This is a genomic window from Blautia sp. SC05B48, from assembly GCF_005848555.1.
In the GTDB taxonomy this organism is placed as follows: Bacteria; Bacillota; Clostridia; order Lachnospirales; family Lachnospiraceae; genus Blautia_A.
In genome coordinates this window covers 461,420-484,437 of the sequence record NZ_CP040518.1, presented here as the reverse complement: position 1 = coordinate 484,437, position 23,018 = coordinate 461,420, and the positions used below count along the sequence as shown (strand labels likewise).

Below are 23,018 nucleotides of genomic sequence, written 5' to 3'. Positions count from 1 at the left end.
TCGGAAGAGATATGAACGGAAACATTAATCTGTCAGACTTTTTGAAATTGCCAAATGAGTGTTGAAATATCAAGGAGAGAAACAAAGAATGAGCGAAAAAAACATTCTGGAGGAAATTGCAGAAAAAACAAGAGAACGTATCCGGAAGGAAAAACGTCAGTTTCCCCTGGATCAGCTGAAAACCTTGGCAGAAAAAGCACCACAGCAGCCGTCCTTTCTGGAAGCGTTGAAAAAGCCGGGTATGTCCTACATCTGTGAAGTAAAAAAAGCTTCCCCCTCCAAGGGGCTGATCGCACCGGAATTTCCGTATCTGGAAATTGCGAAAGAATACGAGGCAGCAGGTGCATCTGCGATCTCCTGCCTCACAGAGCCATTTTATTTCATGGGAAGTGACACTTATCTCCGTGAGATCACAGAAGCAGTGGATATTCCTATCCTTCGGAAGGACTTCACGGTGGATAAGTACATGATCTATCAGGCAAAAGCATTCGGCGCATCGGCTGTACTTCTGATCTGTGCTATTTTAAATGACCAGGAACTCCTGGAATACAGGGAGTTAGCAGAAGCTCTGGGAATGGATGCACTGGTGGAAGCTCATGACGAGAATGAAGTGGCAAGAGCATTAAAGACAGGTGCAAAGATCGTCGGCGTAAATAACCGTGACCTGAAAACCTTTAAGGTTGATATGAACAACAGCGTCCGTCTTCGAAACCTGGCACCGGACAATGTGGTATTTGTGTCTGAGAGCGGAATCAAAAACGCAGGTGATATCGCTATCCTGGAAAGAAACCGGGTAGGTGCAGTCCTGATCGGTGAAACCCTGATGCGAAGCCCGGATAAGAAAGCAGCATTGGAAAATCTGAATGGTGGAGCACTTGTATAAAGGCCAAACGAAAGAATAGAGCAAATAAGTAATAGAGCTGACCAGCGGCAAATAGTAACGAAACAGGAAAGGGCAGGATTGGCTGAATATGAGAGAACAACCGTTGAAACATGGGAGCAGAACCAGGATCAAGATCTGCGGCCTGACCCGCCCGGAAGATATCCAGGCAGTGAACCAGGCTAAACCGGACTTTGCAGGATTCATTGTAGAATTCCCAAAAAGTAGAAGAAACGTCACCGTGGAGCAATTGAAGGCTCTCCGGGAAGAACTGGATGATAGCATTTTGCCGGTAGGCGTATTCGTCAATGCACCGATGGAGCTTCCCGCACAGCTTTTAAACGAAGGAACCATCGCACTGGCACAGCTTCACGGCCAGGAGGACGAGAATTATATCAGACAGCTTAAGACCATGACAGACCAGCTTCTGATAAAGGCTTTTTCCATAAAAACAGAAGCAGATATAAAGAAAGCGATCCGTTCGGAAGCAGACTATATTCTGCTGGATCAGGGCGCAGGAGGAACAGGAGAAACTTTCGACTGGAGTCTGGTACCGGCGATCAAACGTCCCTGGTTTCTGGCCGGAGGTCTGGGCTGTGAAAATCTGGAATCGGCCATACATCTGCTTCACCCCTGGGCAGTAGATTTAAGCAGCAGTGTAGAAACCGACGGTCACAAAGACCCGGATAAAATATTAGAAGCAGTATACGCAGTAAGGAACATAAAGGAGGAAATATAACATGTCAAAAGGAAGATTCGGCATCCATGGCGGACAGTACATCCCGGAAACACTGATGAACGCCGTTCTGGAGCTTGAGGAAGCATACAACCATTACAAAAACGATCCGGAATTCAACCGTGAGCTCACAGAGCTTCTCAATGAATACGCAGGAAGACCATCCCGTCTTTACTATGCGGCACATATGACCGAGGACCTTGGCGGAGCCAGGATCTATCTGAAAAGAGAAGACTTAAACCACACAGGAGCCCACAAGATCAACAACGTACTTGGTCAGGTGCTCCTGGCAAAAAAAATGGGCAAGACACGTGTGATCGCTGAGACAGGAGCCGGACAGCATGGTGTTGCAACTGCAACCGCAGCAGCTTTGATGGGGATGGAATGTGAAGTTTTCATGGGAAAAGAAGACACGGAACGTCAGGCCCTGAATGTTTACAAAATGCGTCTCCTCGGAGCAAAAGTCCATGCAGTCACAAGCGGGACTGCAACCTTAAAGGATGCTGTTTCGGAGACCATGCGTGAGTGGACAAACCGTATTGCAGATACCCATTATGTACTGGGATCTGTTATGGGGCCGCACCCGTTCCCGACTATCGTCCGTGATTTCCAGGCAGTGATCTCCAAGGAGATCAAAGAACAGATGCTGGAAAAAGAGGGAAGACTTCCGGATGTTGTCCTGGCCTGTGTGGGCGGCGGCTCCAATGCTATCGGAACCTTCTACAATTTCATTGAGGACAAAGACGTTCGTCTCATCGGCTGTGAGGCAGCAGGACGTGGCGTGAATACTGCGGAGACTGCGGCAACCATCGCAACCGGTCGTCTCGGAATCTTCCATGGTATGAAATCCTACTTCTGCCAGGATGAGTACGGACAGATCGCACCGGTATACTCCATCTCCGCAGGTCTTGATTATCCGGGTGTAGGTCCGGAGCATGCACACCTTTATGATATCGGAAGAGCAGAGTACGTGCCTGTTACAGATGACGAAGCAGTAGATGCTTTTGAATATCTTTCCAGAACAGAAGGAATTATTCCTGCAATCGAAAGTGCTCATGCAGTGGCTTATGCGAAAAAGATCGCACCGACACTTGGAAAGGACAAGATCATGGTAGTTACTGTTTCAGGACGTGGAGATAAGGACTGTGCGGCGATCGCCCGCTACAGAGGGGAGGATATTCATGAATAGAATTACAGAAGCATTTGCAAACGGAAAAGCATTTATTCCTTTTTTGGCCTGCGGAGATCCGTCTCTGGAGGTAACAGAGCAACTGGTTTATGCAATGGAAGAAGCAGGAGCAGATCTGATCGAGCTTGGAATCCCGTTCTCAGATCCTACCGCAGAGGGACCTGTGATCCAGGAAGCCAATGTTCGGGCACTTGCAGGCGGCGTGACTACAGATAAAGTTTTTGCAATGGTAGAAAAAATCCGTAAAAACACAAAAATCCCAATGGTATTTATGACCTACGCAAACGTAGTATTTTCTTACGGAACAGAGCGTTTTATCAGGAAAGCAGCAGAAGTTGGAATGGATGGACTGATCCTTCCGGATGTTCCGTTTGAGGAAAAAGAAGAGTTTGATGTTGTGTGCAAACAGTACGGCCTTGATCTGATCTCCCTGATCGCACCGACTTCCCATGAGCGGATCGCCATGATCGCAAAAGAGTCGGAAGGTTTTGTTTACTGCGTATCTTCCCTTGGGGTAACAGGAATGCGTACCAGCATTACCACAGATATCGGAGCTATGGTGAAGCTGGTAAAAGCCCAGAAAGATATTCCATGTGCAGTAGGATTCGGAATCTCCACACCGGAGCAGGCAAAAAAGATGGCAGACCAGTCGGACGGTGCCATTGTAGGATCTGCCATTGTGAAGCTTTGTGGTGCCTACGGCAAAGACTGCGTGCCGAAGGTGAAGGCTTATGTGAAAGAGATGAAGGATGCGATCAGATAAGTTTCCGGCTGAAATCGTAACACAGATCACAAAGTGTAATAAAAATCTGCTTTATCCAAAAAAAGGGTAAAGCAGATTTTTTTCGTGCTGAGCAGATTTCGGAGAAATTACAGAAAATATCTACTTGACAGTTAGAGACCAGGTGATAGATGATATAAAAAAAGGTGAGGAGGAAATTGGGGATGAATCGGGAGGAAGCAAAGAAGAAAGCAGAAGCGCTGGTTGCCAGAATGACGCTGGAGGAAAAAGCCAGTCAGTTAAGGTACGATGCACCTGCAATAAAAAGACTGGGAATTCCGGCATATAACTGGTGGAATGAGGGACTTCACGGTGTTGCCAGAGCAGGGCAGGCAACGGTTTTTCCACAGGCGATCGGAATGGCGGCAACTTTTGATAGGAAAAGTGTGGCAGAGATGGCCGGTATCGTGGCAACAGAGGGCAGAGCAAAGTATAATGCATATTCCGTAAACGGTGACAGAGATATTTATAAGGGATTGACGTTCTGGTCTCCTAATGTCAATATTTTTCGTGATCCACGATGGGGTAGAGGACATGAAACTTATGGGGAAGATCCGTATCTTACAAAAGAACTTGGAGTTTCCTTTGTAAAAGCACTTCAGGGAAATGGGGATACAATGAAGGCAGCAGCCTGTGCCAAACATTTTGCAGTACATTCCGGGCCGGAGGCACTTCGTCATGAATTTGATGCGGAAGCATCCGCAAAAGATATGGAAGAAACGTATCTGCCGGCATTTGAAGGTCTGGTAAAAGAAGCGAAAGTAGAAGCGGTTATGGGAGCTTATAACCGGACAAACGGGGAACCCTGCTGCGGAAGTCCCACATTACAGAAAAAACTCAGAGGCGAATGGAAATTTCAGGGGCATTTTGTATCAGACTGCTGGGCAATCCGTGATTTTCACGAACACCATATGGTAACGGATACAGCCGTTGAATCTGCAGCACTGGCTATTAATAATGGTTGTGACCTGAATTGTGGAAATACCTATCTTCACATTATGAAAGCATACGAAAAAGGGCTTGTCACAGAAGAAACCATAACCCAGGCAGCAGTGCGGCTTTTTACTACAAGGTATCTGCTGGGCTTGTTTGATGGAAGCGAATATGACAATATCTCCTACCTGGAGGTGGAATCTCCCAGGAATCTGGCTGCAGCGGAGAAAGCAGCGGAAAAAAGTTTTGTTTTGCTGAAAAATAACGGGATTCTTCCGCTTGATAAAGAAAAACTGAAAACAATAGGAATTATTGGACCAAATGCAGACAGCAGACAGGCGCTGATCGGTAATTATCACGGAACAGCTTCCAGGTATATTACCATACAGGAAGGCATCCAGGATTATGTGGGAGACGATGTAAGGATCCTTACTTCCAGAGGCTGTGATCTGTTCCGAGACCGGACGGAGCACCTTGCGTTTACCAGAGATCGTATTGCGGAAGCAAAGGTGGTTGCGGAAAACAGCGATGTGGTGATCTTATGTATGGGACTGGATGAGACACTGGAAGGAGAAGAGGGAGACACCGGAAACAGCTATGTATCGGGAGATAAAGAAGATATTGAACTTCCCGGAGTACAGCGGGAACTGATGGAAGCAATCGCAGACACCGGAAAACCGGCAGTATTCTGTCTGCTGGCAGGAAGTGATCTTAATCTGAAATATGCGGCAGAGAAATTTGATGCAGTCATGATGCTGTGGTACCCTGGATGCCAGGGCGGGAAGGCAGCGGCAAAGGTACTGTTTGGAGAAATCTCGCCATCAGGAAAACTTCCGGTGACATTTTATGAAAGCCTGGAAGAACTTCCGGATTTTACCGATTATTCCATGAAAGGCAGAACATATCGCTATATGGAACGAAAAGCACAGTTTCCTTTTGGATTTGGTCTGACGTACAGTAATGTGACAGTAGATAAAGCAGAGGTCAAAACATGTGGACAGAAGATAAACGTGGAGGTAGAAGTGCGGAATAACGGCGCATATGATACAGAGGATGTTGTTCAGATCTATGTAAAAAATATCGACAGCAAAAACGCCATTCCCAATCCGATGCTGGCCGGTTTTCAGCGGATATTCCTGAAGGCGGGAGAATGCCGAAAAATAGAAATCCCAATATGGGAAAAAGCATTCACCGTAGTAGATGAAATGGGGAAACGGATGGAAGAAGGAAAGAAATTTGAAATTTATGCAGGCTGCAGCCAGCCGGATGAAAAAAGCAAAGAACTGACCGGAATCATGCCGGTAAGGATCATCTGGGAAAAATAATAAAAAAATCTAAAGTAACAGGAGGGCGATGAATCAGACATCGCCCTCCCTTCATATCTACCGCATAAACAACCGTACCATTTTCTCATAAATCTTCCGATATTTCTGATATCTCATAGGAAGATCGATCCAGGTCTTTTTATCTACGATACTCTTATAATGAGAGAATGTTCGGAAGCCGTCGATGCCATGATAGGATCCCATACCGCTTTCACCAAAGCCGCCGAACCCCATATTGCTGGTTGCCAGATGTATGAGGACATCGTTGATACAGCCACCGCCGAAACCACATCGGGAAGTAACTTCCCGGGCATTTTTTTCATCTTCGGTGAAGATATAAAGAGCCAGTGGATGTGCCATGGAATTGATCTTTGTTACGGCACCTCCGAGAGAGTCATAGGTGAGGACCGGAAGTACCGGGCCGAAGATTTCCTGCTGCATGACCGGATCATCGAAGGTTACGTTGTCAAGAACCGTCGGCTCGATCTGAAGTGTTTCACGGCTGGAACCACCGCCGCAGACAGTTTTGGCAGGATCAATCAGACTGTTGATACGGTCGAAATGCTTTTCGTTGATGATCTTTCCGTAATTCCGGTTTTTCAGAGGTTCTTTTCCATACTGGCGTGTAATCTGCCTGCGAAGCTCTGCGATCAGGGCTTCTTTGATCTCCGGATCACAGTAGATGTAGTCCGGAGCCACGCAGGTCTGGCCGCAGTTCAGAAACTTGCCGAAGACGATACGTTTTGCCGCAAGGCGGAGATTGGCTGTTTTGTCCACGATGCAGGGGCTTTTTCCACCCAGCTCCAGAGTGACTGGTGTGAGGTACTCGGAAGCCTTTCTCATGACCTCTTTTCCCACAGACTGGCTTCCCGTGAAGAAGATGTAATCAAAGTGCAGACTGAGAAGATGTGTGTTTTCCGCACGTCCGCCTGTGACAGTTGCAACGTATTTTTCATCGAAGCATTCATGGATGAGAAGACGGATCACTTCACTTGTTGCCGGTGAGTAGGCACTTGGTTTCAGGATGACTGTGTTTCCGGCTGCAATGGCGTCTACCAGTGGTTCCATGGTGAGAAGAAACGGATAGTTCCACGGACTCATAATGAGAACCACACCGTAGGGAGATGGTTTACGGAAACTGCGGGAATGGAACTGTGCCAGCGGGGTTGGAACAGTATGTTCCTTCGCGTAAGAGCGGATATTTTTCAGCATATGTGTGATCTCGGAGAGCACCAGTCCGGTCTCACACATATAGCTTTCGAAATTACTTTTTCCCAGATCCTTTTTCAGCGCAGCGTGGATCTGATCCTCGTATTTCCGGATGGAAGCGCGGAGACGTTTCAGGGCGCTGATGCGAAAATCAAGGTCAAGAGTTGCGCCGGAGTAGAAGTACTGGCGCTGTTTATCTAAAAGCTGGTTGATCTGTTCTTTTTCCATGGAATTATAGTCCTTTCTGAAAAAATCCTGTATTCGAAATATCGAAATCTGTTTATGCCAATGTCTGTTTTAACAATTGCCTGCCGGAGGCATCAGCCTGTAATACAGTGTCTCAAGTTCGCTGGCATCCATCAGCACAGGAACCGGGTACAGAGGATTGGCTTCTTTATCTGCATAATGGGCAAGCTCCGGGATGTCCGTTTCCTGGATTTCCGGAATATAGTCTCCGATGCCAAAGCGTTTTTTCATATCTTTTATTGCATCAATAAACATCCGGGCAGCAGTTTTATCGTCCTCATGTTTATCGCAGAGACCGACAGCCAGAGCCAGGCTGCGAAGCTTATGGGTAATGCTGTCTCCATAGGTTTCCAGCACCATAGGAAGGATCACTGCATTGGCAAGCCCGTGTGGAACATTATATTTTCCGCCGAGAGAATGTGCAATTGCGTGGACATATCCAACGTAGGATTTGGTGAAGGCACAGCCTGCGAAATAGGAGGCGCGGAGCATATTTCGTCTTGCTTCAATATTATTGCCGTGTGTGTAGGCGGTATCCAGATTTTCAAAGATCAGTCTGACAGCATCCAGGGCATTTTTTCTTGTGCCAGGTGTAGTGGAATTTCCAATGTAGGCTTCCACTGCGTGAGTCAGGGCATCCATGCCGGTGGTAGCTGTGATAAACGGCGGAAGGCTTAAAGTCACTTTGGGGTCAAGAACTGCGTAGCGTGGGATCAGCGGAAAATCGTTGATGGCATATTTGTGCCGTGTTTCTGCATCGGTAATGACAGCAGCAAGTGTTGTTTCACTTCCTGTTCCTGCAGTCGTGGGGATGGCGATGAGAAGAGGAAGCTTTTTGTGGATCTTCAGGATTCCCTTCATCTGAGCAAGAGACTGGTGTGGCTTGGCAATGCGGGCTGCTGTGGCTTTTGCACAGTCCATACTGGAACCACCGCCGAAGCCGATGATCGCCTGGCAGTCATGATCCAGATACATGTGAAGGGCTTCGTCCACATTGATGGTTGTTGGATTGGCAACGGTTTTGTCGTAGATATGGTAAGAGATGCAGCTTCGCTTCAGTGTCTGCTCCAGTCTTTCTGTAAGGCCAAGGCTTCGGATACCTGCATCTGTGATGATGAGTACATTGTTATAGTTTCTTTTTTCCAGAACTTCCGGGATCCCTTTGACACTTCCTATGATCTTCGGATTGCGGTAAGGAAGCAGTGGAAGGGCGAATTTAAAGACATTCTGGAAAATCCGGCAGTAAGCTTTTTTTAATGGATTCATGGTAGTTTTTATTCCTTTTAAAGTCAAATTATTTTATTTCAAATATTATATATAGCAGTTGAAATGGGAAAAGTCAAGCGATGAAAAATAAATCAGAGTATTAAAAAATGAGAAAATATGGTTCGAAATTAAAAAAAAATTTTTGAAAAATAAAAATATAAATAAAAATCCTGTTAAATGAGATTTCCTTGTTGATATATTAATGAAAGAGCGTATAATTATAGTACATAGCAAGATAATATATAAACAGAAAGATAAGGAAGAGGAGATGTGACATGACAAAATATATAGAAAATGTAAATGTTTATCTCTCACAGATGAAGATTAAGCAGACATATATCAGTTTGAAAACGGGAATTGATGGGAAAAAATTGTCGCGTATTCTGACTGGTGTACAGGATATAAACAGCACCGATATGGAAAAAATAGCATCTGCGTTGGGGAAAAAAATGGATTTCTTTATGAAAGATTCTTTTTTTATCCCTCAGATCAGTGATTACACACAGGAAAAAATTGCTTTTTATGCAGGAAATCCTACAGAACGTCAGAATGAAATTGCGGGAAAGCTTGAAAATCTGATGGAAAATATTGATGAAGTAATGAGTGCGAAACATCGATTTATGAATATATCAAAGGAGTAGTCCATGGATATTAAACGTCTTAGAAAGATAATCCAATATGGGGATTGTCATAAAGAAGAGATGGAAGAGAAGATAAGAAGCTTCTGTTCTTTTGCGGGAATCAGTAACGATAAAGAACTTCTTAATATTATGCAGATCGTAAGACCATCTTTTCAGAAAAAAGGATATCTTATTATAGAACTGCCTTTCTGTGATCAGGAAATAGGAGCTCTTTGTTATAAAGGAGATGCGTTGGGATATATTGTACTTAATACATCATTGCCAAAGGTAAATGTGAATTTTGCTTTGTGCCATGAACTGTATCATGTGCTTTATCAGAAAACAGATTTTCGTACAAAGGTGGAGTTTGCCAATGATGATTATTATACACATGAAGAGGAAGTTGCAGCTAATTTGTTTGCCGGAATGCTTTTGATGCCCACAAGCGGATTTCGTTTTATGTTTCAGAAATTTCATGCGGAATCTGAAAATAATGAAAGAGATACAGTATTTCGCCTGATGAATTATTATCAGGTTCCTTATATGGCTGTACTGGTCCGATGCTTTGAACTGGAACTTCTGGAAGAATCAGATATATCAAAGATGTTACTGGAAATATCTGCAGATGATATAAAGAATGGTTTTTCCAGACTATGGCTGGATGAAAGTATTTTAAATCCATCGTATAGGGATGATTACGACAAGTTGGAGTACATGGTGAAGCGATATGGTGAAGAATGTATGGAAGGAGCTTATTTAAATGAAAGAACATTAAAAAAAGTTCTTCAGAATATGAAAAGGCTCTACAGAGAAGTAAGGGGGGAATAGCAAATGGCAGAAGGCTATGTGGATAACCCCTATAATATACAAGAAATCATGCCTTGGATAATTACCGGGAAAGATCAGATCATATCAGAAATTTTTTCCAGAAAGAAATGTTGTTTTTATGATGCTTGTTCATTCCGGAGACATTCCAAGCTGAAAAAAGAAGAAGCTGGGTATTTACTGAAGCATATGAAGACTCAGGATACCGTTCTTGTAATTACGAGATGCATTTTGATGGAACTGGCTTCTCATAGTGGAATACTAAATCAGGAATATATGGAATATATAAAATACATACGGGAATATGGAATACCGGTAGTGGTTCTGTATGAAGAGGATATTTTTTTCATCATGGAGATGGTTTTTAACACGAATGCTGCGATCAATAATTATTTATGCTGGGCGGTAAGACTATTAAAAGGACCGGTCAGTACCATAACATATACCATTGAAAATAATGCCGAGATTAATAAAGAAGTTATGCAGGGGAAAAATCTCAACAGTAAAGAAATATATCGACATTTTTTTGAAACAGTACGAAAAAATAAAGAATCGGGCGATAACCTTGGTGAGGAAATACTGGCTGTTTGTCTTCATATTTTGGCAAATATTCCCGGAGAAGCAGATGAAAAGTTTTATGTTATTACGGATGATAAAGGCGCAGCTGGTAAAATAGATAATTTATTTAAACGGACAAGAATGCAGTATCGTGGGAAAGAAATCGGCATATACAGTACACCGAAATTGGTTCAGGTTTTGTTCAGAAAAGGAATTTTGACAGAAAAAGATCACATAAGAGAAATTATGAGCGCAGGAATATCGGGAAATCTTGTAGTACTGGGAATAAGAAAAAGAGATATTCGTGTAAAAGAGATTTCATCAGATGCCGAAGAACTGGCAGATATGCTTATGCAGCCAGACGGAATTGATATTATATTTTAACAGAATAACTGTTTGGCAGTTATTCTGTTATGAGCAAGTAGCGAATGCGGATTGCGAATATCCGCTTGAGTGGAATAACTGCTTGCGGTATTCACCTGAAGATCACGGAGGAAATCATGCCAGAAACAGACACATCCGAAAAAAATCCTCTTCACGTATCCGAAGTGGATGATAATTTAAAAGAATTAAGCCCTCACGGTTCCTTCGAGCTTCCGGTGGAAACCTATATGGCGAACTGTGAGATTTTTCATGCACTGTATGACCACTGGCACAGTGAGATGGAGATCATGTATATTGAAAAAGGCAGTGGCTTTGCCAGACTGAACCGGGAGAGCATCCGCCTGAAAAAGGGGGATATCCTGATCGTGAACTGTGGAGTTCTCCATAGTATGCGGACTGATCTTAAGAAGCCTCTTTATTATAAGAGTGTGGTTTTCAGCCTGGGCTTCCTTGCAGGTCAGCCGGGAGATATCTGCCAGGAATGTGTGGTATCACCATTAATAGAAAACAAGGCAGAATTCTGCCATCATATAGAAGAAGGAGATTCCGGATATGAGAAGCTTCGGGAAATTTTTCTGGAGATCCATGACTGTCATACGGAGAAAAAGCCATATTTTTATGTGAAGCTGAAAATGCTGTTCTTTGATTTCTTTTATGAGATGTTGACGAAGCATTATATTATCCCGGTAAGCACAGAGCAGAACAAGAGCCTTGCAGCAGTAAAGGAAGTGCTGGATCATATCAGCCTTCACTATCAGGAGAATCTTACCGTTTCAGAGCTTTCCGGACTTTCCAATTACAGTGAGTATTATTTTATGAAGCTTTTTCGCCAGTATACGGGAAAAACCCTGGTGGAGTACATCAATGACTTCCGTATGGAGAAGGCAAAGTATCTTCTTACACATTCCGATGCACCTGTGACGGAGATTGCCATGGAGGTGGGATTTAACAGTACAAGTTATTTTATAAAGAAATTTCAGCAGTCCAATAAGATTTCACCGCATAAGTACAGGAAGAGTATGAGACAGACCTGAGAAAGATCCCGAAGCAACCGCATATGTCACGTTTGCGTTTTTATGCAGAGCTACAGTAAAAAGTGAAAACAGTCTGACAAATATCTTGCATATCATGACAGGATTGTTATATTTTTGAAAAGAAATGCGTGATATCCTAATAACATCAAAAACAAAGCAAACAACCTTGTAAAAACATATTTCATCCCATCAAGATCCATGAAAGGAGATCAAAAATGGAAACATTAAGCAAAGTATTTGAAGACAAATATAACAAAAATGTAAAAGATTGTACAAACGAGGAAATCTATCACGGACTTCTCTCCTGGACAAAGGAGCAGCTGAAGGGCCGCGGCTACCAGGAAGGAAAAAAGAAAATTTATTATATTTCCGCAGAGTTCCTTATCGGTAAGCTTCTTTCCAACAACCTGATCAATCTGGGCGTTTACGATGAAGTTGCGAAATATCTTAAAGAAAACGGAAAAGAGCTTTCCATGATCGAGGAGATCGAGCCGGAGCCATCTCTCGGAAATGGCGGACTTGGCCGTCTGGCAGCTTGCTTCCTGGATTCCATCGCAACTCTGGGACTTCCGGGAGAAGGAATCGGACTTAATTATCACCTCGGACTTTTCAAACAGGAGTTTAAGGATCATCTTCAGTTTGAGACACCGAATCCGTGGATCCAGCCGGAGAGCTGGCTTACAGATGCAGGCGTTTCCTATTACGTGCCGTTTAAGGGCTTTATGCTGAAATCCACACTGTATGATATTGACGTGGCAGGCTATGAGAACAAAGCGATCAAGCTTCGCCTTTTTGATATTGATATTGCAGATGAGAGCATTGTAGGCGAGGGAATCTCCTTTGATAAGAAGGATCTGCTCCACAACCTGACACTGTTCCTGTATCCGGATGACAGCGATGACGCAGGAAGAAAGCTTCGTATTTATCAGCAGTACTTCATGGTAAGCAATGCGGCACAGCTGATTCTGGATGAGGCAACAGCAAAAGGCTGCAATCTTCATGACCTTGCCGATTATGCAGTGATCCAGATCAACGATACACATCCGAGTATGGTAATTCCGGAACTTATCCGTCTTCTCACAGAGCGTGGGATCGAGTTTGAGGAGGCATGCGAGATCGTATCTCATGTATGCGCTTATACCAACCATACCATTCTTGCAGAGGCACTTGAGAAATGGCCGATCTCTTATCTTGAGGAGGTTGTTCCGCACCTGATGCCGATCATCCGCAAGCTGGACGAGCGTATCAAAGCAAAATATCCGCAGGAAAATCTTGCCATCATCGACAAGAACGACCTGGTCCACATGGCACATATGGACATCCACTACGGATTTTCCATCAACGGTGTTGCATCCCTTCATACCGATATCCTGAAGGAGACAGAGCTTCATCAGTTCTATGAGATCTATCCGGAGAAATTCAATAACAAGACAAACGGAATTACCTTCCGCAGATGGCTCCTTCACTGCAACCATCCGCTGACTGAGTACATCACATCCATGATCGGTGACGGCTTCCGCAAGGATTCTTTTGAGCTTGACAAGATGCTTGACTTCAAAGGAAACCAGGATGTTCTTGCAAATATCTTGAAGATCAAACAGGATGCAAAGAAGAGATGTGCAGAGTTTATCAAAGCCAACACAGGAGAGGAAATCAATACTCACAGTGTTTATGATATCCAGATCAAACGTCTTCATGAGTACAAACGTCAGCAGCTGAATGCACTTTACATCATTGACCGTTATCTGAAGATCAAAGCAGGCGAGAAGCCGCAGCGCCCGGTAACTTTCATTTTCGGTGCAAAAGCAGCTCCTGCATACGTTATCGCAAAGGACATTATCCACCTGATTCTCTGCTTACAGGAGCTTATCAACAATGATCCGGAGGTTTCTCCATACATGAAGGTTGTTATGGTGGAAAACTACAACGTAAGTGCAGCAGAGAAGCTGATCCCTGCCTGCGATATCTCCGAGCAGATCTCTCTTGCTTCCAAAGAGGCCAGCGGAACAGGAAACATGAAATTTATGCTTAACGGTGCTGTGACACTTGGTACTATGGATGGTGCAAATGTGGAGATCAGCCAGCTGGTAGGTAAGGATAATATCTATATCTTCGGTGAGTCCAGTGAGCAGGTTATCGAACACTATGAAAAGGCAGATTACTGCTCCAGAGATTTCTATGAAAAAGACGAGCGCATCCGTCGTGCAGTAGACTTTATCGTAGGAAACGAACTTCTTTCTATTGGAAGTGAAGAGCATTTAAGAAGACTGCATCATGAGATCGTAAGCAAAGACTGGTTCATGACTCTTCTTGACTTCGAGGATTATGCGAAGGTGAAAGATCAGGCACTGTCCGATTATGAGGACAGAACCGCATGGGCAGAAAAAATGCTTGTAAACATCGGAAAAGCAGGATACTTTTCTTCAGACAGAACTATCGAGGAATACAACAGAGATATCTGGCATCTGACGGCGGAGAAATAAACTGGTTTTAGCCAGCTTACTCCGGTACGGAAGAAAATAGAAAAATAGAAAATAAAAACACCGGCATTCATCGGAAATATGTACCGGGTCTGAGCTGTCAGAGATGATCTGGCAGCCTGGACAGAACATGGTACAGATGAATGGTCGGTGTTTTTTTGTGAAATTGGTTACGAAAAATTGTTTACGGAATCAGGCAAGCGATACTTCAGGCCTTTCCATGCTTAAATGCCATCATCATTTCCTTGGTAAGACTGATATTATCACCCTCATCCGGGATTTCCTCGCGGTTGAACCAGGAGGCCATGGAGAGTTCGTTGTGGTCTACAGTGAGAGTGTCGTCGCCGTCCAGGTCACAGTAGAAGCCGAACAGGAGAGTGCCGGAGAAAGACCATGGCTGGCTCTTGTAGTAGCGGAGATTTTTGACCTTTACGCCGATCTCCTCCATAACTTCGCGGTGTACAGTTTCTTCAATAGTCTCGCCAATCTCGGCAAAACCGGCGATCATGGCATAACGTGTGTGGCTTCGTCCCTCATATTTGGAAAGGATCAGCTTATCGCCATTGGTAACGCCAACGATCACAGCCGGGGAAAGTACCGGATATTCTCCGTTTCCGCAGGAAGGACAAATCATTTTGCGCTCTGTCTTATCGTGTACCATTGGCTGGCCGCAGCAACCGCAGAAACGACGCTTGCTGTACCACTGAAAAAGCTGATATCCGGTGATTCCGGCAAAGGCCAGATACTGAGGCTCTGCTGTGCGAAGCACACGGATGATCTCAAACTGATATCCGGGAAGAAGGCTGGTATCCAGATCCGGGATCAGATAAAAATGTTCTTCATCAACAGAGAAGAGATAGATATAATTCTCATAGAGATTTTCAACTTTTCCTTCCAGCTCTCCAAAGCTTGGAAGAGTTATAGTTTCGCCATCTTTTTTCATAAGGATATTTCCTTCTCCATAGGCGAGGATGTGGCTTTCTTTATCCGGAGCCACAGGTTTGTACTCATTGTGATAGGTATGTGGTGCGATATCCTGGATCATGATCGATAATTCCTTTCCGAATTTATTGTTTTACAGCGTTTGCTGAGAAGTTTTGCCATATAAATACAGCACGTTTTCTACAGTATAAGCTTACCTTGAGAAAAAGGCAACTGTCCTTTTCTGTGACCTTCGCTCACAAAAAACACCTCGCGGGACATTACCAGTGAACAGTAACGGCAACTGTCCTTTTGGTGACCAGAAATAACAAAAAAAGTTGTATGAGTCAGAAAATCAGTGTAAGATAAATGTATTATATTGTGCAGAAGATGTGAAAGGTCTGAAAATTTTTCTGCATAGAAGGAGGAGATCATGTCAACAACAGAAAAGCCGGGACTGACCCGAGATGCCATTAAATATCTGGCAATTTTTACCATGCTTCTGAATCATATCGCCAACGTGCTTTTGCCGGAAAACACGATCCTGTGGGAAGCGTTTATAGACATTGGCTACTTCACAGCCATTACCATGTGCTATTTTCTTGTGGAAGGTTTTTACTATACACATTCCCGGAGAAAATACGGTGAAAGACTTCTGATCTTTGCCGGGATCTCCCAGGTTCCCTATATGATGGCTTTTGGGAATTCACAGCTGAATATGATCTTTACTCTGTTTATCTGTTTTATGATCCTGGTTGTTCAGGAAAGGATGATGGCAAGTAAATGGAGAATTCCACTTTTGATCCTGCTCCTTCTACTATCCATTTGTTCGGACTGGGCGATTCTGGCACCGGTTTTTACCATCTGGTTCCATGAAGGCTGGGGGAACAGGAAGAGGATGATAACAGCGTACGGAGTCGGTGCTATCCTTTTTGCGCTGTTTAACTACAGCTCCTACGTGGAAAAAATGGCAGCCGGACCGGCAATGATCCATGCTCTGCTTTCGGCATTAGGGATCGTGGCGTCAGGAATCATCATCCTATGCTTCTATAATGGCAAAAAATCCGAAAAAGCACCGAAGTTTTCCAAATGGTTTTTCTATGTTTTTTATCCGGCACATCTGCTGGTACTGAGTATAGTCCGCGTTATAATATAGTAAGAGATAAAATAAAATCTTTCTAATATTTATAATCGGATAGATTGCCGAAAATAAATTTCATATCCACATAAAACATAGTAATTCTGTAAGAAAACAGAAAAATAGCGAGAAAACTCTTTCAGAAATCCAAAGAAAAACGGCTGCAAAAGCCTGCATCTCATTGTGAAAGTCCCCATCTATTCTGCGGAAGGTGAACAGAAAGAACTGGTGGAAATACAGCTTCGGACCATTGCGATGGATTACTGGTCTGTGTTAGAATATGAGTTGTATTATAAAAAAAGAGACAATGCGGAAATTGAAGCAGAATAAAAAAAATATGCAGAAGAAATTGCGAATCTGGACTACAGAATGCTGGAATTACGAAATAAAATTGAAAAAATCCGAACAATCAGCGAATGTGAGATCAGAATGCCTGTTATAAAAAAGAAAACGGAGAATTCCCTAAAAAAGAAGTTCAGGAATTCTCCGTTTTGTTGTTTGAGTCATTTCAGTCGGGACCCTGTTTATTATGTGTTATACTCTGCTCATCAGCTGCAAAGATGACATTTCTCACAGGCAGACGGCGTGGCTGCGCATCCGCCAAGAGCAGTCTCACGAAGCTCTGCAGGAAGTTTTTTGCCCACAGTATACATGGCATCGATCATCTCATCCAGAGGGATGAACTGGGGGATACCGGCCAGTGACATTTCCGCTGCGATCAGGGCATTGGAAACACCGGCTGCGTTACGGTTCTGGCAGGGATATTCCACCAGGCCGCCTACAGGGTCGCACACAAGTCCAAGCATGTTCATAAGAACCGTGGAAGCAGCATAAGTACACTGAAGAGGTGTACCGCCAAGAAGTTCCACAGCAGCGGAAGCAGCCATTGCAGAAGCGATTCCGACCTCAGCCTGACATCCGCCAACCGCACCGGCAACTGTTGCATTACGCATGGCAAGATAGCCGATCGCGCCTGCATTAAATAGTGCCTGGCGGATTTTTTTATCGGAAAAGCCGTAGACCTCCTGAAGAGCAAGCATCATTCCGGGAACGATCCCGGCACTGCCGGCAGTAGGAGAGGCAACGATAAGTCCCATGGAAGCGTTGGTCTCAAGGGTTGCCATAGCGTAGGTGATTCCCTTTCCGAGAACATTTCCGCACAGGCTTTTTCCCAGGTCATGAAATTCGCAGAGCTTTCGGGCTTCACCGCCGATCAGTCCGCCCATAGATATCACCGGATCTTTGATGGGGGAAAAAGCAGCGTCCTTCATGATCTCCAGAACACGGTCCATGCGCTGGTCCACGATTTCAGCAGTGGTTTCACCGAGAAGGATCTCACGCTGGCGCATTACTTCGGAAATCGGAAGCTTTTTTTTCTGGCAGAGAGCAAGAAGTTCCTTGGCATTTTTGAAATCCATAAAACACATCCTCCTTTTCCCTACATCTGAACAACCATGACATCATGGATGTTGGTGTTCCGGTGAATGCTTTCTACGATATCTTCCGGGAGATGACCGTCGGATTCCACGATCGTATAGGCTGTGGTTCCTTTGGATTCACGGAAGAGGCGCATGAAGGCAATGTTAATGTTACGTTCACTTAAGCATTTGGTGATGTAGGCCACAACACCGGGAGTATCCTGATGGATCACGATGATGGCACTGTATTCGCCGGTGAAATCCACTTTCACGTGGTTGATCTCCACAATACGGACCTTGCCGCCGCCCAGCGATTCCCCCCGGACTGTCATTTCCTGTCCCTGGTCATTGACCATGTGGATATCGACAGTGTTGGGATGGACATCGGTTTCTGTTTCATTTGGAGTAAAGGAAAAGTCGATCCCCTGTTCCCTGGCAATATCAAAAGAATTCCGTATACGCATGTCATCTGTGGAAAAGCCCATGATCCCGCCAAGGAGGGCACGGTCTGTACCGTGTCCCTTGTATGTTCTGGCGAAGGAACCGTAAAGGATGAATTCCACTTTTTTCAGGGGCGGCGTGATCATCTTCTGGGCAAGGAAAGCAATGCGTGCAGCCCCTGCGGTATGAGAACTGGAAGGACCGATCATGTTGGGACCCATAACGTCAAATACACTGATAAAAGACATTTTGCTTAATTCTCCTGTGGTGTTTTTACAATAAATTTCTTATAAATAGTGTCAACGATCACGCCGATAGCATTGTCACCGGATACATTGCAGGCTGTTCCAAAGGAATCCTGTGTGATATAAAGGGCAACCATGATCGCGCAGATTGCACCGTCCGGATCACCGGCTTCCGCTCCGAATACCATGTAAAGGAATGGAAGGGCAGTCATGATGGAACCACCGGGAGCACCGGGAGATGCAACCATGGCAACACCGAGAGTCATGATGAACGGAACGATGATCCCAAGACTGATGGGCAGCTGGTTCATAAGGCAGACTGCAGTAGCACAGGCTGTGATGGTGATCATGGAACCGGCCATGTGGATGTTTGCACAGAGCGGTACTACGAAGTTGCGGATCTGCTCGCACACGCCGTCTTTTTTGGCACATTCCAGATTGACCGGGATGGTAGCTGCGGAAGACTGGGTTCCCAGCGCGGTTGTGTATCCCGGGATCTGATTTTTGATCAGAGTGAAAGGATTCTTTTTGCTGACAGTACCTGCGATCACAAACTGGATCGTAATGCAGATCAGGTGCATGATGATAACAACAAGGAATACCTTCCAGAGGATGCTTAAGATGGCAAAGGTTTTTCCGGAAATAGTCATATCTGTGAAGGTTCCGCAGATGTAAAGCGGAAGCAGCGGGATGATAATGGTATGAAGGACCTTGTCAATGATCTTGGAAAAGTCACTCATTCCGTTATAAAGGCTGTTTCCCATTTCTTTTCCACGCATGGAAGAGAGGCACAGTCCCATGACAAAGGCAAGGGCAACAGCAGAAAGAGTATCCATGACCGGCTCCAGTGTGATGGAGAAAAATGGTGTCAGGGATGCGTCTGCGGTAGCTGCGATCTGATCCAGTGCACCTTCACTCATAAAGTGCGGGAACAGGCTGGATGATACCAGATAGGATGCGGAACCTGCGATCAGAGTGGAGCCATAAGCCAGAGCCACTGTGATCAGGAGAAGCTTCCCTGCACCCTGTGAAAGATCCGCAATACCCATGGTCACATAGGCAAGGATCATCAGCGGGATGACGAATTTCAGAAAGGTACTGAAAAATCCGGAAAGGGTTACAACAAAGCGACAGAAGCCTTCCGGAAGGAACTGGCCGAACAGGATACCTATGATGATGGCAATGATCAGCTTCGGCACAAGTCCGATCTTGATTTTTTTCTTTTCCATTTGGATTCTTTCCTCCTAAGTATGAATTTATTCATTTTGCACAAAAATACGATTGACGTCCTCGTGATTGTATTGTAACATTGACATAAAAATAAAGCAAATTCACAGATTTCATCATCACGATGAAAAAATTTCATAGAAAAAGGGAGAAAATAATGGAAATCCGTCAGTTGGAGACGTTTGTACATGTAGCACAGCTTCAGAGTTTTTCCAGGGCAGCAGAGGTTCTGGGATACACCCAGTCAGCTATCACTGTCCAGATCCGTCTTTTGGAAAGTGAGCTGGAAACAAGACTTTTTGACAGAACCGGAAAGCGTGTGGTGCTTACTCCGTCCGGAAAAGAGTTTATGGGGCATGCAAGCCGGATCTTATATGACGTAAATAAAGCAAAAAAGTCAATGAATGATGATGCGGAACTGAAAAATCCATTACATATCGGGACCATTGAATCTCTCTGCACAGCAAAGCTTCCGGCTGTTCTCAGCAAATTTCGTGAGCTTCACCCGAAAGTAAATATGCAGGTGACTATTGATACGCCGGAACAGCTGATACGAATGATGGAGCATAACGGGCTGGATCTGATTTACATACTGGATACCCCAAGGTGGGAGCAGAACTGGATGAAGGTCATGGAGAAGGCGGAGCCGGTAGTATTTGTGGCCTCTGCAGATTCGGAGTTTGCGGGAAAGACGCTGAAGATGGAGGATATTCTGGAAGAACCTTTTTTTCTCACGGAAAAGAATGCCAATTATCGACAAGCTCTGGATCAGCAGCTGGCACTTAAGAAGCAGGCCCTGTCACCGGTGCTGGAGATCAGCGATACCGCTTTTATCATCCGCATGCTGGAAAAGAACCACGGACTTTCCTTTCTTCCCTATCTGGCTGTGGAGCGGGATATCCGGAAAGGAAGAATTGCCCTTTTACATGTGGAAGATGTGGAGATATCCATGTACCGGCAGATCTTTTACCACAAAAATAAGTTTAAGACGAGAGAGATGGAGGAGTTTATCCGTCTGGCTGCAGAGTAAAAGTCAGAACTTGTAAAAACAAATAAAATGTGGCACTATAAAAGAAAAAAAGTACAGGAGAGAAAAATGGATTTTATTGAAGAAGCAAAGAAGCTTGGCTTTTCCGATGCTGCGGTCATGAAAACCGATAAGCTGGTGTTTGTGCCGGAATACCGTGTTTTCTGTGAAGAAAATGCCTGTGGTAATTATGATAAAAACCCTGCATGTCCACCGGAAAGCGGGACTGTGGAAGAAATGAAGGAACGTGCCCTGGATTATGAGAACACCCTGGTGCTCCAGACGACGCAGGACAGACTCATGGATTACAAAAAAGCCAAGCTTGCACATAATAAGCTGACAGAGCAGCTCTCAGAGAAGATGAAAGAGTGCGGAAAAACAGATATTCTGATCATGAGCGCCGGACCGTACAAGCATAATTCCTGTATGTCTGCCTATTGTGTGGATGCGCAGAAGATGGCAGATGCTGTGGGAATGCAGTGCTGGACCAATGATGGAAAGTTCCGGTATTTTTCGCAGATTCTTTTTCGAGAGTAGAGCAGAGCATCTTTTTATACATTTTTTGTATAAAAACTAGACATATTGTCAGGAAAAGGGTAAATTTATTTTGAAATGATCAAACAGGAGGGAAACCAGAATGGAGAAATCAACAGTTTATTTCACTGATTTTCGCTGTCCGGTGGGAACCAGCCAGCTGGACAAACTGAAAAAACTCTGCGTTGCCGCAGGAATCAAAGATATCGATATGGATGGAAAATTCGTAGCCATCAAGATGCATTTCGGAGAGCTTGGAAATATGGCATTCCTTCGTCCGAACTATGCAAAGGTAGTCGCAGATCTTTGTAAGGAGCAGGGCGGAATGCCGTTCCTGACAGATTGTAATACTCTTTATCCGGGAAGCAGAAAGAATGCACTGGAGCATCTGGACTGTGCAAATCTTAACGGATTTAACACGATCACAACCGGATGTCAGATCATCATCGGTGACGGAGTTCGAGGAACCGATGAAGTAGAAGTTCCGGTAGTAAACGGAGAATACTGCAAAACTGCCCTGATCGGACATGCTATCATGGACGCAGATATTTTTATCAGTCTCAGCCATTTCAAGGGACATGAGGCAACCGGCTTTGGCGGCGCCCTGAAAAATATCGGTATGGGCTGCGGAAGCCGTGCCGGAAAAATGCAGCAGCATGCCAGCGGAAAGCCGGCCATCCATGAAGATGTCTGTCGTGGCTGCCGCCGCTGTGCGAAAGAGTGCGGAAGTGACGCGATTACATATGTAAACAAGAAAGCAGTTATCGATTACGATAAATGCAAAGGCTGTGGCCGCTGTATCGGTGCCTGCAGCTATGATGCCGTATACAATCCGAACAGCAGTGCAAACGAGCTTCTTGACCGCAAGATGGCAGAGTATGCACAGGCTGTCTGTCACGGACGTCCTCATTTCCATATTGCACTGGTACAGGATATCAGCCCGAACTGTGACTGCCATGGTGAAAATGATGCGCCGATCCTTCCTGATATCGGAATGTTCGCAAGCTTTGACCCGGTTGCATTGGATCAGGCCTGTGCAGATGCCTGCCTGAAGGCAACACCGATTGCCAATAGCCAGCTTGGAGAGCATCTGGCAGAGCCGGGATGGCACTGTCATCATGACCACTTTAAGGATTCCAATCCGAATATTGAGTGGAAGGCAACTCTGGATCAGGCAGAAAAGATCGGCCTGGGAACCAGGGAATATGAGCTGAAGATAATCAAATAAGCAACAGAAATTATATAAAATCACGAAAGCACGCCTGTAACATGGCGTGCTTTTTTATGCGAATTAAGAAATATAAAATAGAAAAAACGGTATTTTAAATAAAAAATATATGCGTGTATATGCGTGCCTAAAAGACGAGCATTGTGAATAATATACAAAGAAATAACAGGAAAATTTGGACAAAAACGAGAAAACAGAAAAAGCTGTAAATTTATATTGCATAATAAGATTGCGTGTGATAACATACACACAACATAATTAACACGCATTTGACACGCAAATGAAGAGTAATGGCACGCAAATAAAAGAATATCAGGGATAAGCAGAGCTAATGTGCATGAAAACGTGCAGATCGTGAGTACAGAAACAGGCT

At 44.6% G+C, this 23,018-nt stretch carries 21 protein-coding genes; 15 read left to right on the top strand and 6 right to left on the bottom strand.

Features of this window, described 5'->3' with window-relative positions:
• Window positions 1–88 precede the first annotated feature (88 nt).
• The 5 genes from trpC to EYS05_RS02135 all read left to right on the top strand — a co-directional run bounded on the left by trpC (window position 89) and on the right by EYS05_RS02135 (window position 5,844).
• On the top strand, window positions 89–883 hold the full coding sequence (gene trpC, locus EYS05_RS02155; RefSeq protein ID WP_138276489.1) for an indole-3-glycerol phosphate synthase TrpC: 795 nt from the start codon (window positions 89–91) through the stop codon (window positions 881–883).
• Window positions 884–971: 88 nt separating this feature from the next.
• Window positions 972–1,619 carry a phosphoribosylanthranilate isomerase gene (locus EYS05_RS02150; RefSeq protein WP_138276488.1) on the top strand — a complete coding sequence of 216 codons (648 nt, stop codon included), beginning with the start codon at window positions 972–974 and terminating at the stop codon, window positions 1,617–1,619.
• Window position 1,620: 1 nt separating this feature from the next.
• Window positions 1,621–2,805 carry a tryptophan synthase subunit beta gene (gene trpB, locus EYS05_RS02145; protein ID WP_138276487.1) on the top strand — a complete coding sequence of 395 codons (1,185 nt, stop codon included), beginning with the start codon at window positions 1,621–1,623 and terminating at the stop codon, window positions 2,803–2,805.
• Window positions 2,798–3,568 (top strand): tryptophan synthase subunit alpha, encoded by a 771-nt coding sequence (gene trpA / locus EYS05_RS02140; protein WP_138276486.1) that lies wholly within the window; start codon window positions 2,798–2,800, stop codon window positions 3,566–3,568. The genes trpB and trpA overlap by 8 nt, the downstream gene beginning before the upstream one ends.
• Before the next feature lie 182 nt (window positions 3,569–3,750).
• Window positions 3,751–5,844, top strand: a complete 2,094-nt coding sequence (locus EYS05_RS02135) for a glycoside hydrolase family 3 C-terminal domain-containing protein (RefSeq protein ID WP_138276485.1) — start codon at window positions 3,751–3,753, stop codon at window positions 5,842–5,844.
• 57 nt (window positions 5,845–5,901) lie between these two features.
• Here EYS05_RS02135 and EYS05_RS02130 read toward each other — a convergent pair whose 3' ends face one another.
• Both EYS05_RS02130 and EYS05_RS02125 read right to left on the bottom strand, forming a co-directional pair.
• A complete protein-coding gene (locus EYS05_RS02130) occupies window positions 5,902–7,281 on the bottom strand; it encodes an aldehyde dehydrogenase (RefSeq protein ID WP_138276484.1) in 1,380 nt (459 codons plus the stop codon).
• A gap of 69 nt (window positions 7,282–7,350) precedes the next feature.
• On the bottom strand, window positions 7,351–8,565 hold the full coding sequence (locus EYS05_RS02125) for an iron-containing alcohol dehydrogenase (RefSeq protein WP_138276483.1): 1,215 nt from the start codon (window positions 8,563–8,565) through the stop codon (window positions 7,351–7,353).
• A 275-nt stretch (window positions 8,566–8,840) separates the two neighbouring features.
• Here EYS05_RS02125 and EYS05_RS02120 point away from each other — a divergent pair, with 275 nt between their 5' ends.
• The 5 genes from EYS05_RS02120 to glgP all read left to right on the top strand — a co-directional run bounded on the left by EYS05_RS02120 (window position 8,841) and on the right by glgP (window position 14,469).
• Window positions 8,841–9,206, top strand: coding sequence for a helix-turn-helix domain-containing protein (locus EYS05_RS02120; protein WP_118512832.1), 366 nt, complete (start codon window positions 8,841–8,843; stop codon window positions 9,204–9,206).
• A gap of 3 nt (window positions 9,207–9,209) precedes the next feature.
• A complete protein-coding gene (locus EYS05_RS02115) occupies window positions 9,210–10,013 on the top strand; it encodes an ImmA/IrrE family metallo-endopeptidase (protein WP_118512831.1) in 804 nt (267 codons plus the stop codon).
• A 3-nt stretch (window positions 10,014–10,016) separates the two neighbouring features.
• Entirely contained in the window at window positions 10,017–10,952 is a 936-nt protein-coding gene (locus EYS05_RS02110) for a hypothetical protein (RefSeq protein ID WP_118512830.1), read from the top strand.
• A 116-nt stretch (window positions 10,953–11,068) separates the two neighbouring features.
• Entirely contained in the window at window positions 11,069–11,986 is a 918-nt protein-coding gene (locus tag EYS05_RS02105; protein ID WP_138276482.1) for an AraC family transcriptional regulator, read from the top strand.
• Window positions 11,987–12,201: 215 nt separating this feature from the next.
• Entirely contained in the window at window positions 12,202–14,469 is a 2,268-nt protein-coding gene (glgP, locus tag EYS05_RS02100; protein WP_138276481.1) for a glycogen/starch/alpha-glucan family phosphorylase, read from the top strand.
• 205 nt (window positions 14,470–14,674) lie between these two features.
• Here glgP and nudC read toward each other — a convergent pair whose 3' ends face one another.
• Window positions 14,675–15,511 (bottom strand): NAD(+) diphosphatase, encoded by an 837-nt coding sequence (gene nudC, locus EYS05_RS02095; protein ID WP_118624987.1) that lies wholly within the window; start codon window positions 15,509–15,511, stop codon window positions 14,675–14,677.
• A gap of 309 nt (window positions 15,512–15,820) precedes the next feature.
• Here nudC and EYS05_RS02090 point away from each other — a divergent pair, with 309 nt between their 5' ends.
• Both EYS05_RS02090 and EYS05_RS17970 read left to right on the top strand, forming a co-directional pair.
• On the top strand, window positions 15,821–16,543 hold the full coding sequence (locus tag EYS05_RS02090; protein WP_243119187.1) for a TraX family protein: 723 nt from the start codon (window positions 15,821–15,823) through the stop codon (window positions 16,541–16,543).
• A 165-nt stretch (window positions 16,544–16,708) separates the two neighbouring features.
• Complete coding sequence (locus EYS05_RS17970) at window positions 16,709–16,855, top strand: hypothetical protein (RefSeq protein ID WP_243101049.1); 147 nt, start codon at window positions 16,709–16,711, stop codon at window positions 16,853–16,855.
• Between the two features lie 218 nt (window positions 16,856–17,073).
• Here the strand turns inward: EYS05_RS17970 and sdaAA are convergent, their stop codons facing one another.
• The 3 genes from sdaAA to EYS05_RS02070 are packed head-to-tail and all read right to left on the bottom strand — an operon-like array spanning window position 17,074 to window position 19,858.
• On the bottom strand, window positions 17,074–17,943 hold the full coding sequence (gene sdaAA / locus EYS05_RS02080; protein WP_118608404.1) for an L-serine ammonia-lyase, iron-sulfur-dependent, subunit alpha: 870 nt from the start codon (window positions 17,941–17,943) through the stop codon (window positions 17,074–17,076).
• A 20-nt stretch (window positions 17,944–17,963) separates the two neighbouring features.
• Entirely contained in the window at window positions 17,964–18,632 is a 669-nt protein-coding gene (gene sdaAB / locus EYS05_RS02075; RefSeq protein WP_138276480.1) for an L-serine ammonia-lyase, iron-sulfur-dependent subunit beta, read from the bottom strand.
• A gap of 5 nt (window positions 18,633–18,637) precedes the next feature.
• The gene (locus EYS05_RS02070) at window positions 18,638–19,858 is read right to left on the bottom strand and encodes a dicarboxylate/amino acid:cation symporter (RefSeq protein WP_138276479.1); all 1,221 of its coding nucleotides are present in this window, start codon (window positions 19,856–19,858) and stop codon (window positions 18,638–18,640) included.
• Window positions 19,859–20,013: 155 nt separating this feature from the next.
• Here EYS05_RS02070 and EYS05_RS02065 point away from each other — a divergent pair, with 155 nt between their 5' ends.
• The 3 genes from EYS05_RS02065 (at window position 20,014) to EYS05_RS02055 (ending at window position 22,645) form a co-directional block, all read left to right on the top strand.
• The gene (locus EYS05_RS02065) at window positions 20,014–20,886 is read left to right on the top strand and encodes a LysR family transcriptional regulator (RefSeq protein ID WP_138276478.1); all 873 of its coding nucleotides are present in this window, start codon (window positions 20,014–20,016) and stop codon (window positions 20,884–20,886) included.
• A 66-nt stretch (window positions 20,887–20,952) separates the two neighbouring features.
• The gene (locus EYS05_RS02060; RefSeq protein ID WP_118512823.1) at window positions 20,953–21,420 is read left to right on the top strand and encodes a DUF2284 domain-containing protein; all 468 of its coding nucleotides are present in this window, start codon (window positions 20,953–20,955) and stop codon (window positions 21,418–21,420) included.
• A gap of 100 nt (window positions 21,421–21,520) precedes the next feature.
• On the top strand, window positions 21,521–22,645 hold the full coding sequence (locus EYS05_RS02055; RefSeq protein WP_118512822.1) for a DUF362 domain-containing protein: 1,125 nt from the start codon (window positions 21,521–21,523) through the stop codon (window positions 22,643–22,645).
• Window positions 22,646–23,018 lie beyond the last annotated feature (373 nt).

Excerpts from the sequence above, each read along its gene's own strand:
- trpC (WP_138276489.1), top strand. The coding sequence starts at position 89 with ATGAGCGAAAAAAACATTCTGGAGGAAATTGCAGAAAAAACAAGAGAA.
- EYS05_RS02150 (WP_138276488.1), top strand. The coding sequence starts at position 972 with ATGAGAGAACAACCGTTGAAACATGGGAGCAGAACCAGGATCAAGATC.
- trpB (WP_138276487.1), top strand. The coding sequence starts at position 1,621 with ATGTCAAAAGGAAGATTCGGCATCCATGGCGGACAGTACATCCCGGAA.
- trpA (WP_138276486.1), top strand. The coding sequence starts at position 2,798 with ATGAATAGAATTACAGAAGCATTTGCAAACGGAAAAGCATTTATTCCT.
- EYS05_RS02135 (WP_138276485.1), top strand. The coding sequence starts at position 3,751 with ATGAATCGGGAGGAAGCAAAGAAGAAAGCAGAAGCGCTGGTTGCCAGA.
- EYS05_RS02130 (WP_138276484.1), bottom strand. The coding sequence starts at position 7,281 with ATGGAAAAAGAACAGATCAACCAGCTTTTAGATAAACAGCGCCAGTAC.
- EYS05_RS02125 (WP_138276483.1), bottom strand. The coding sequence starts at position 8,565 with ATGAATCCATTAAAAAAAGCTTACTGCCGGATTTTCCAGAATGTCTTT.
- EYS05_RS02120 (WP_118512832.1), top strand. The coding sequence starts at position 8,841 with ATGACAAAATATATAGAAAATGTAAATGTTTATCTCTCACAGATGAAG.
- EYS05_RS02115 (WP_118512831.1), top strand. The coding sequence starts at position 9,210 with ATGGATATTAAACGTCTTAGAAAGATAATCCAATATGGGGATTGTCAT.
- EYS05_RS02110 (WP_118512830.1), top strand. The coding sequence starts at position 10,017 with ATGGCAGAAGGCTATGTGGATAACCCCTATAATATACAAGAAATCATG.
- EYS05_RS02105 (WP_138276482.1), top strand. The coding sequence starts at position 11,069 with ATGCCAGAAACAGACACATCCGAAAAAAATCCTCTTCACGTATCCGAA.
- glgP (WP_138276481.1), top strand. The coding sequence starts at position 12,202 with ATGGAAACATTAAGCAAAGTATTTGAAGACAAATATAACAAAAATGTA.
- nudC (WP_118624987.1), bottom strand. The coding sequence starts at position 15,511 with ATGATCCAGGATATCGCACCACATACCTATCACAATGAGTACAAACCT.
- EYS05_RS02090 (WP_243119187.1), top strand. The coding sequence starts at position 15,821 with ATGTCAACAACAGAAAAGCCGGGACTGACCCGAGATGCCATTAAATAT.
- sdaAA (WP_118608404.1), bottom strand. The coding sequence starts at position 17,943 with ATGGATTTCAAAAATGCCAAGGAACTTCTTGCTCTCTGCCAGAAAAAA.
- sdaAB (WP_138276480.1), bottom strand. The coding sequence starts at position 18,632 with ATGTCTTTTATCAGTGTATTTGACGTTATGGGTCCCAACATGATCGGT.
- EYS05_RS02070 (WP_138276479.1), bottom strand. The coding sequence starts at position 19,858 with ATGGAAAAGAAAAAAATCAAGATCGGACTTGTGCCGAAGCTGATCATT.
- EYS05_RS02065 (WP_138276478.1), top strand. The coding sequence starts at position 20,014 with ATGGAAATCCGTCAGTTGGAGACGTTTGTACATGTAGCACAGCTTCAG.
- EYS05_RS02060 (WP_118512823.1), top strand. The coding sequence starts at position 20,953 with ATGGATTTTATTGAAGAAGCAAAGAAGCTTGGCTTTTCCGATGCTGCG.
- EYS05_RS02055 (WP_118512822.1), top strand. The coding sequence starts at position 21,521 with ATGGAGAAATCAACAGTTTATTTCACTGATTTTCGCTGTCCGGTGGGA.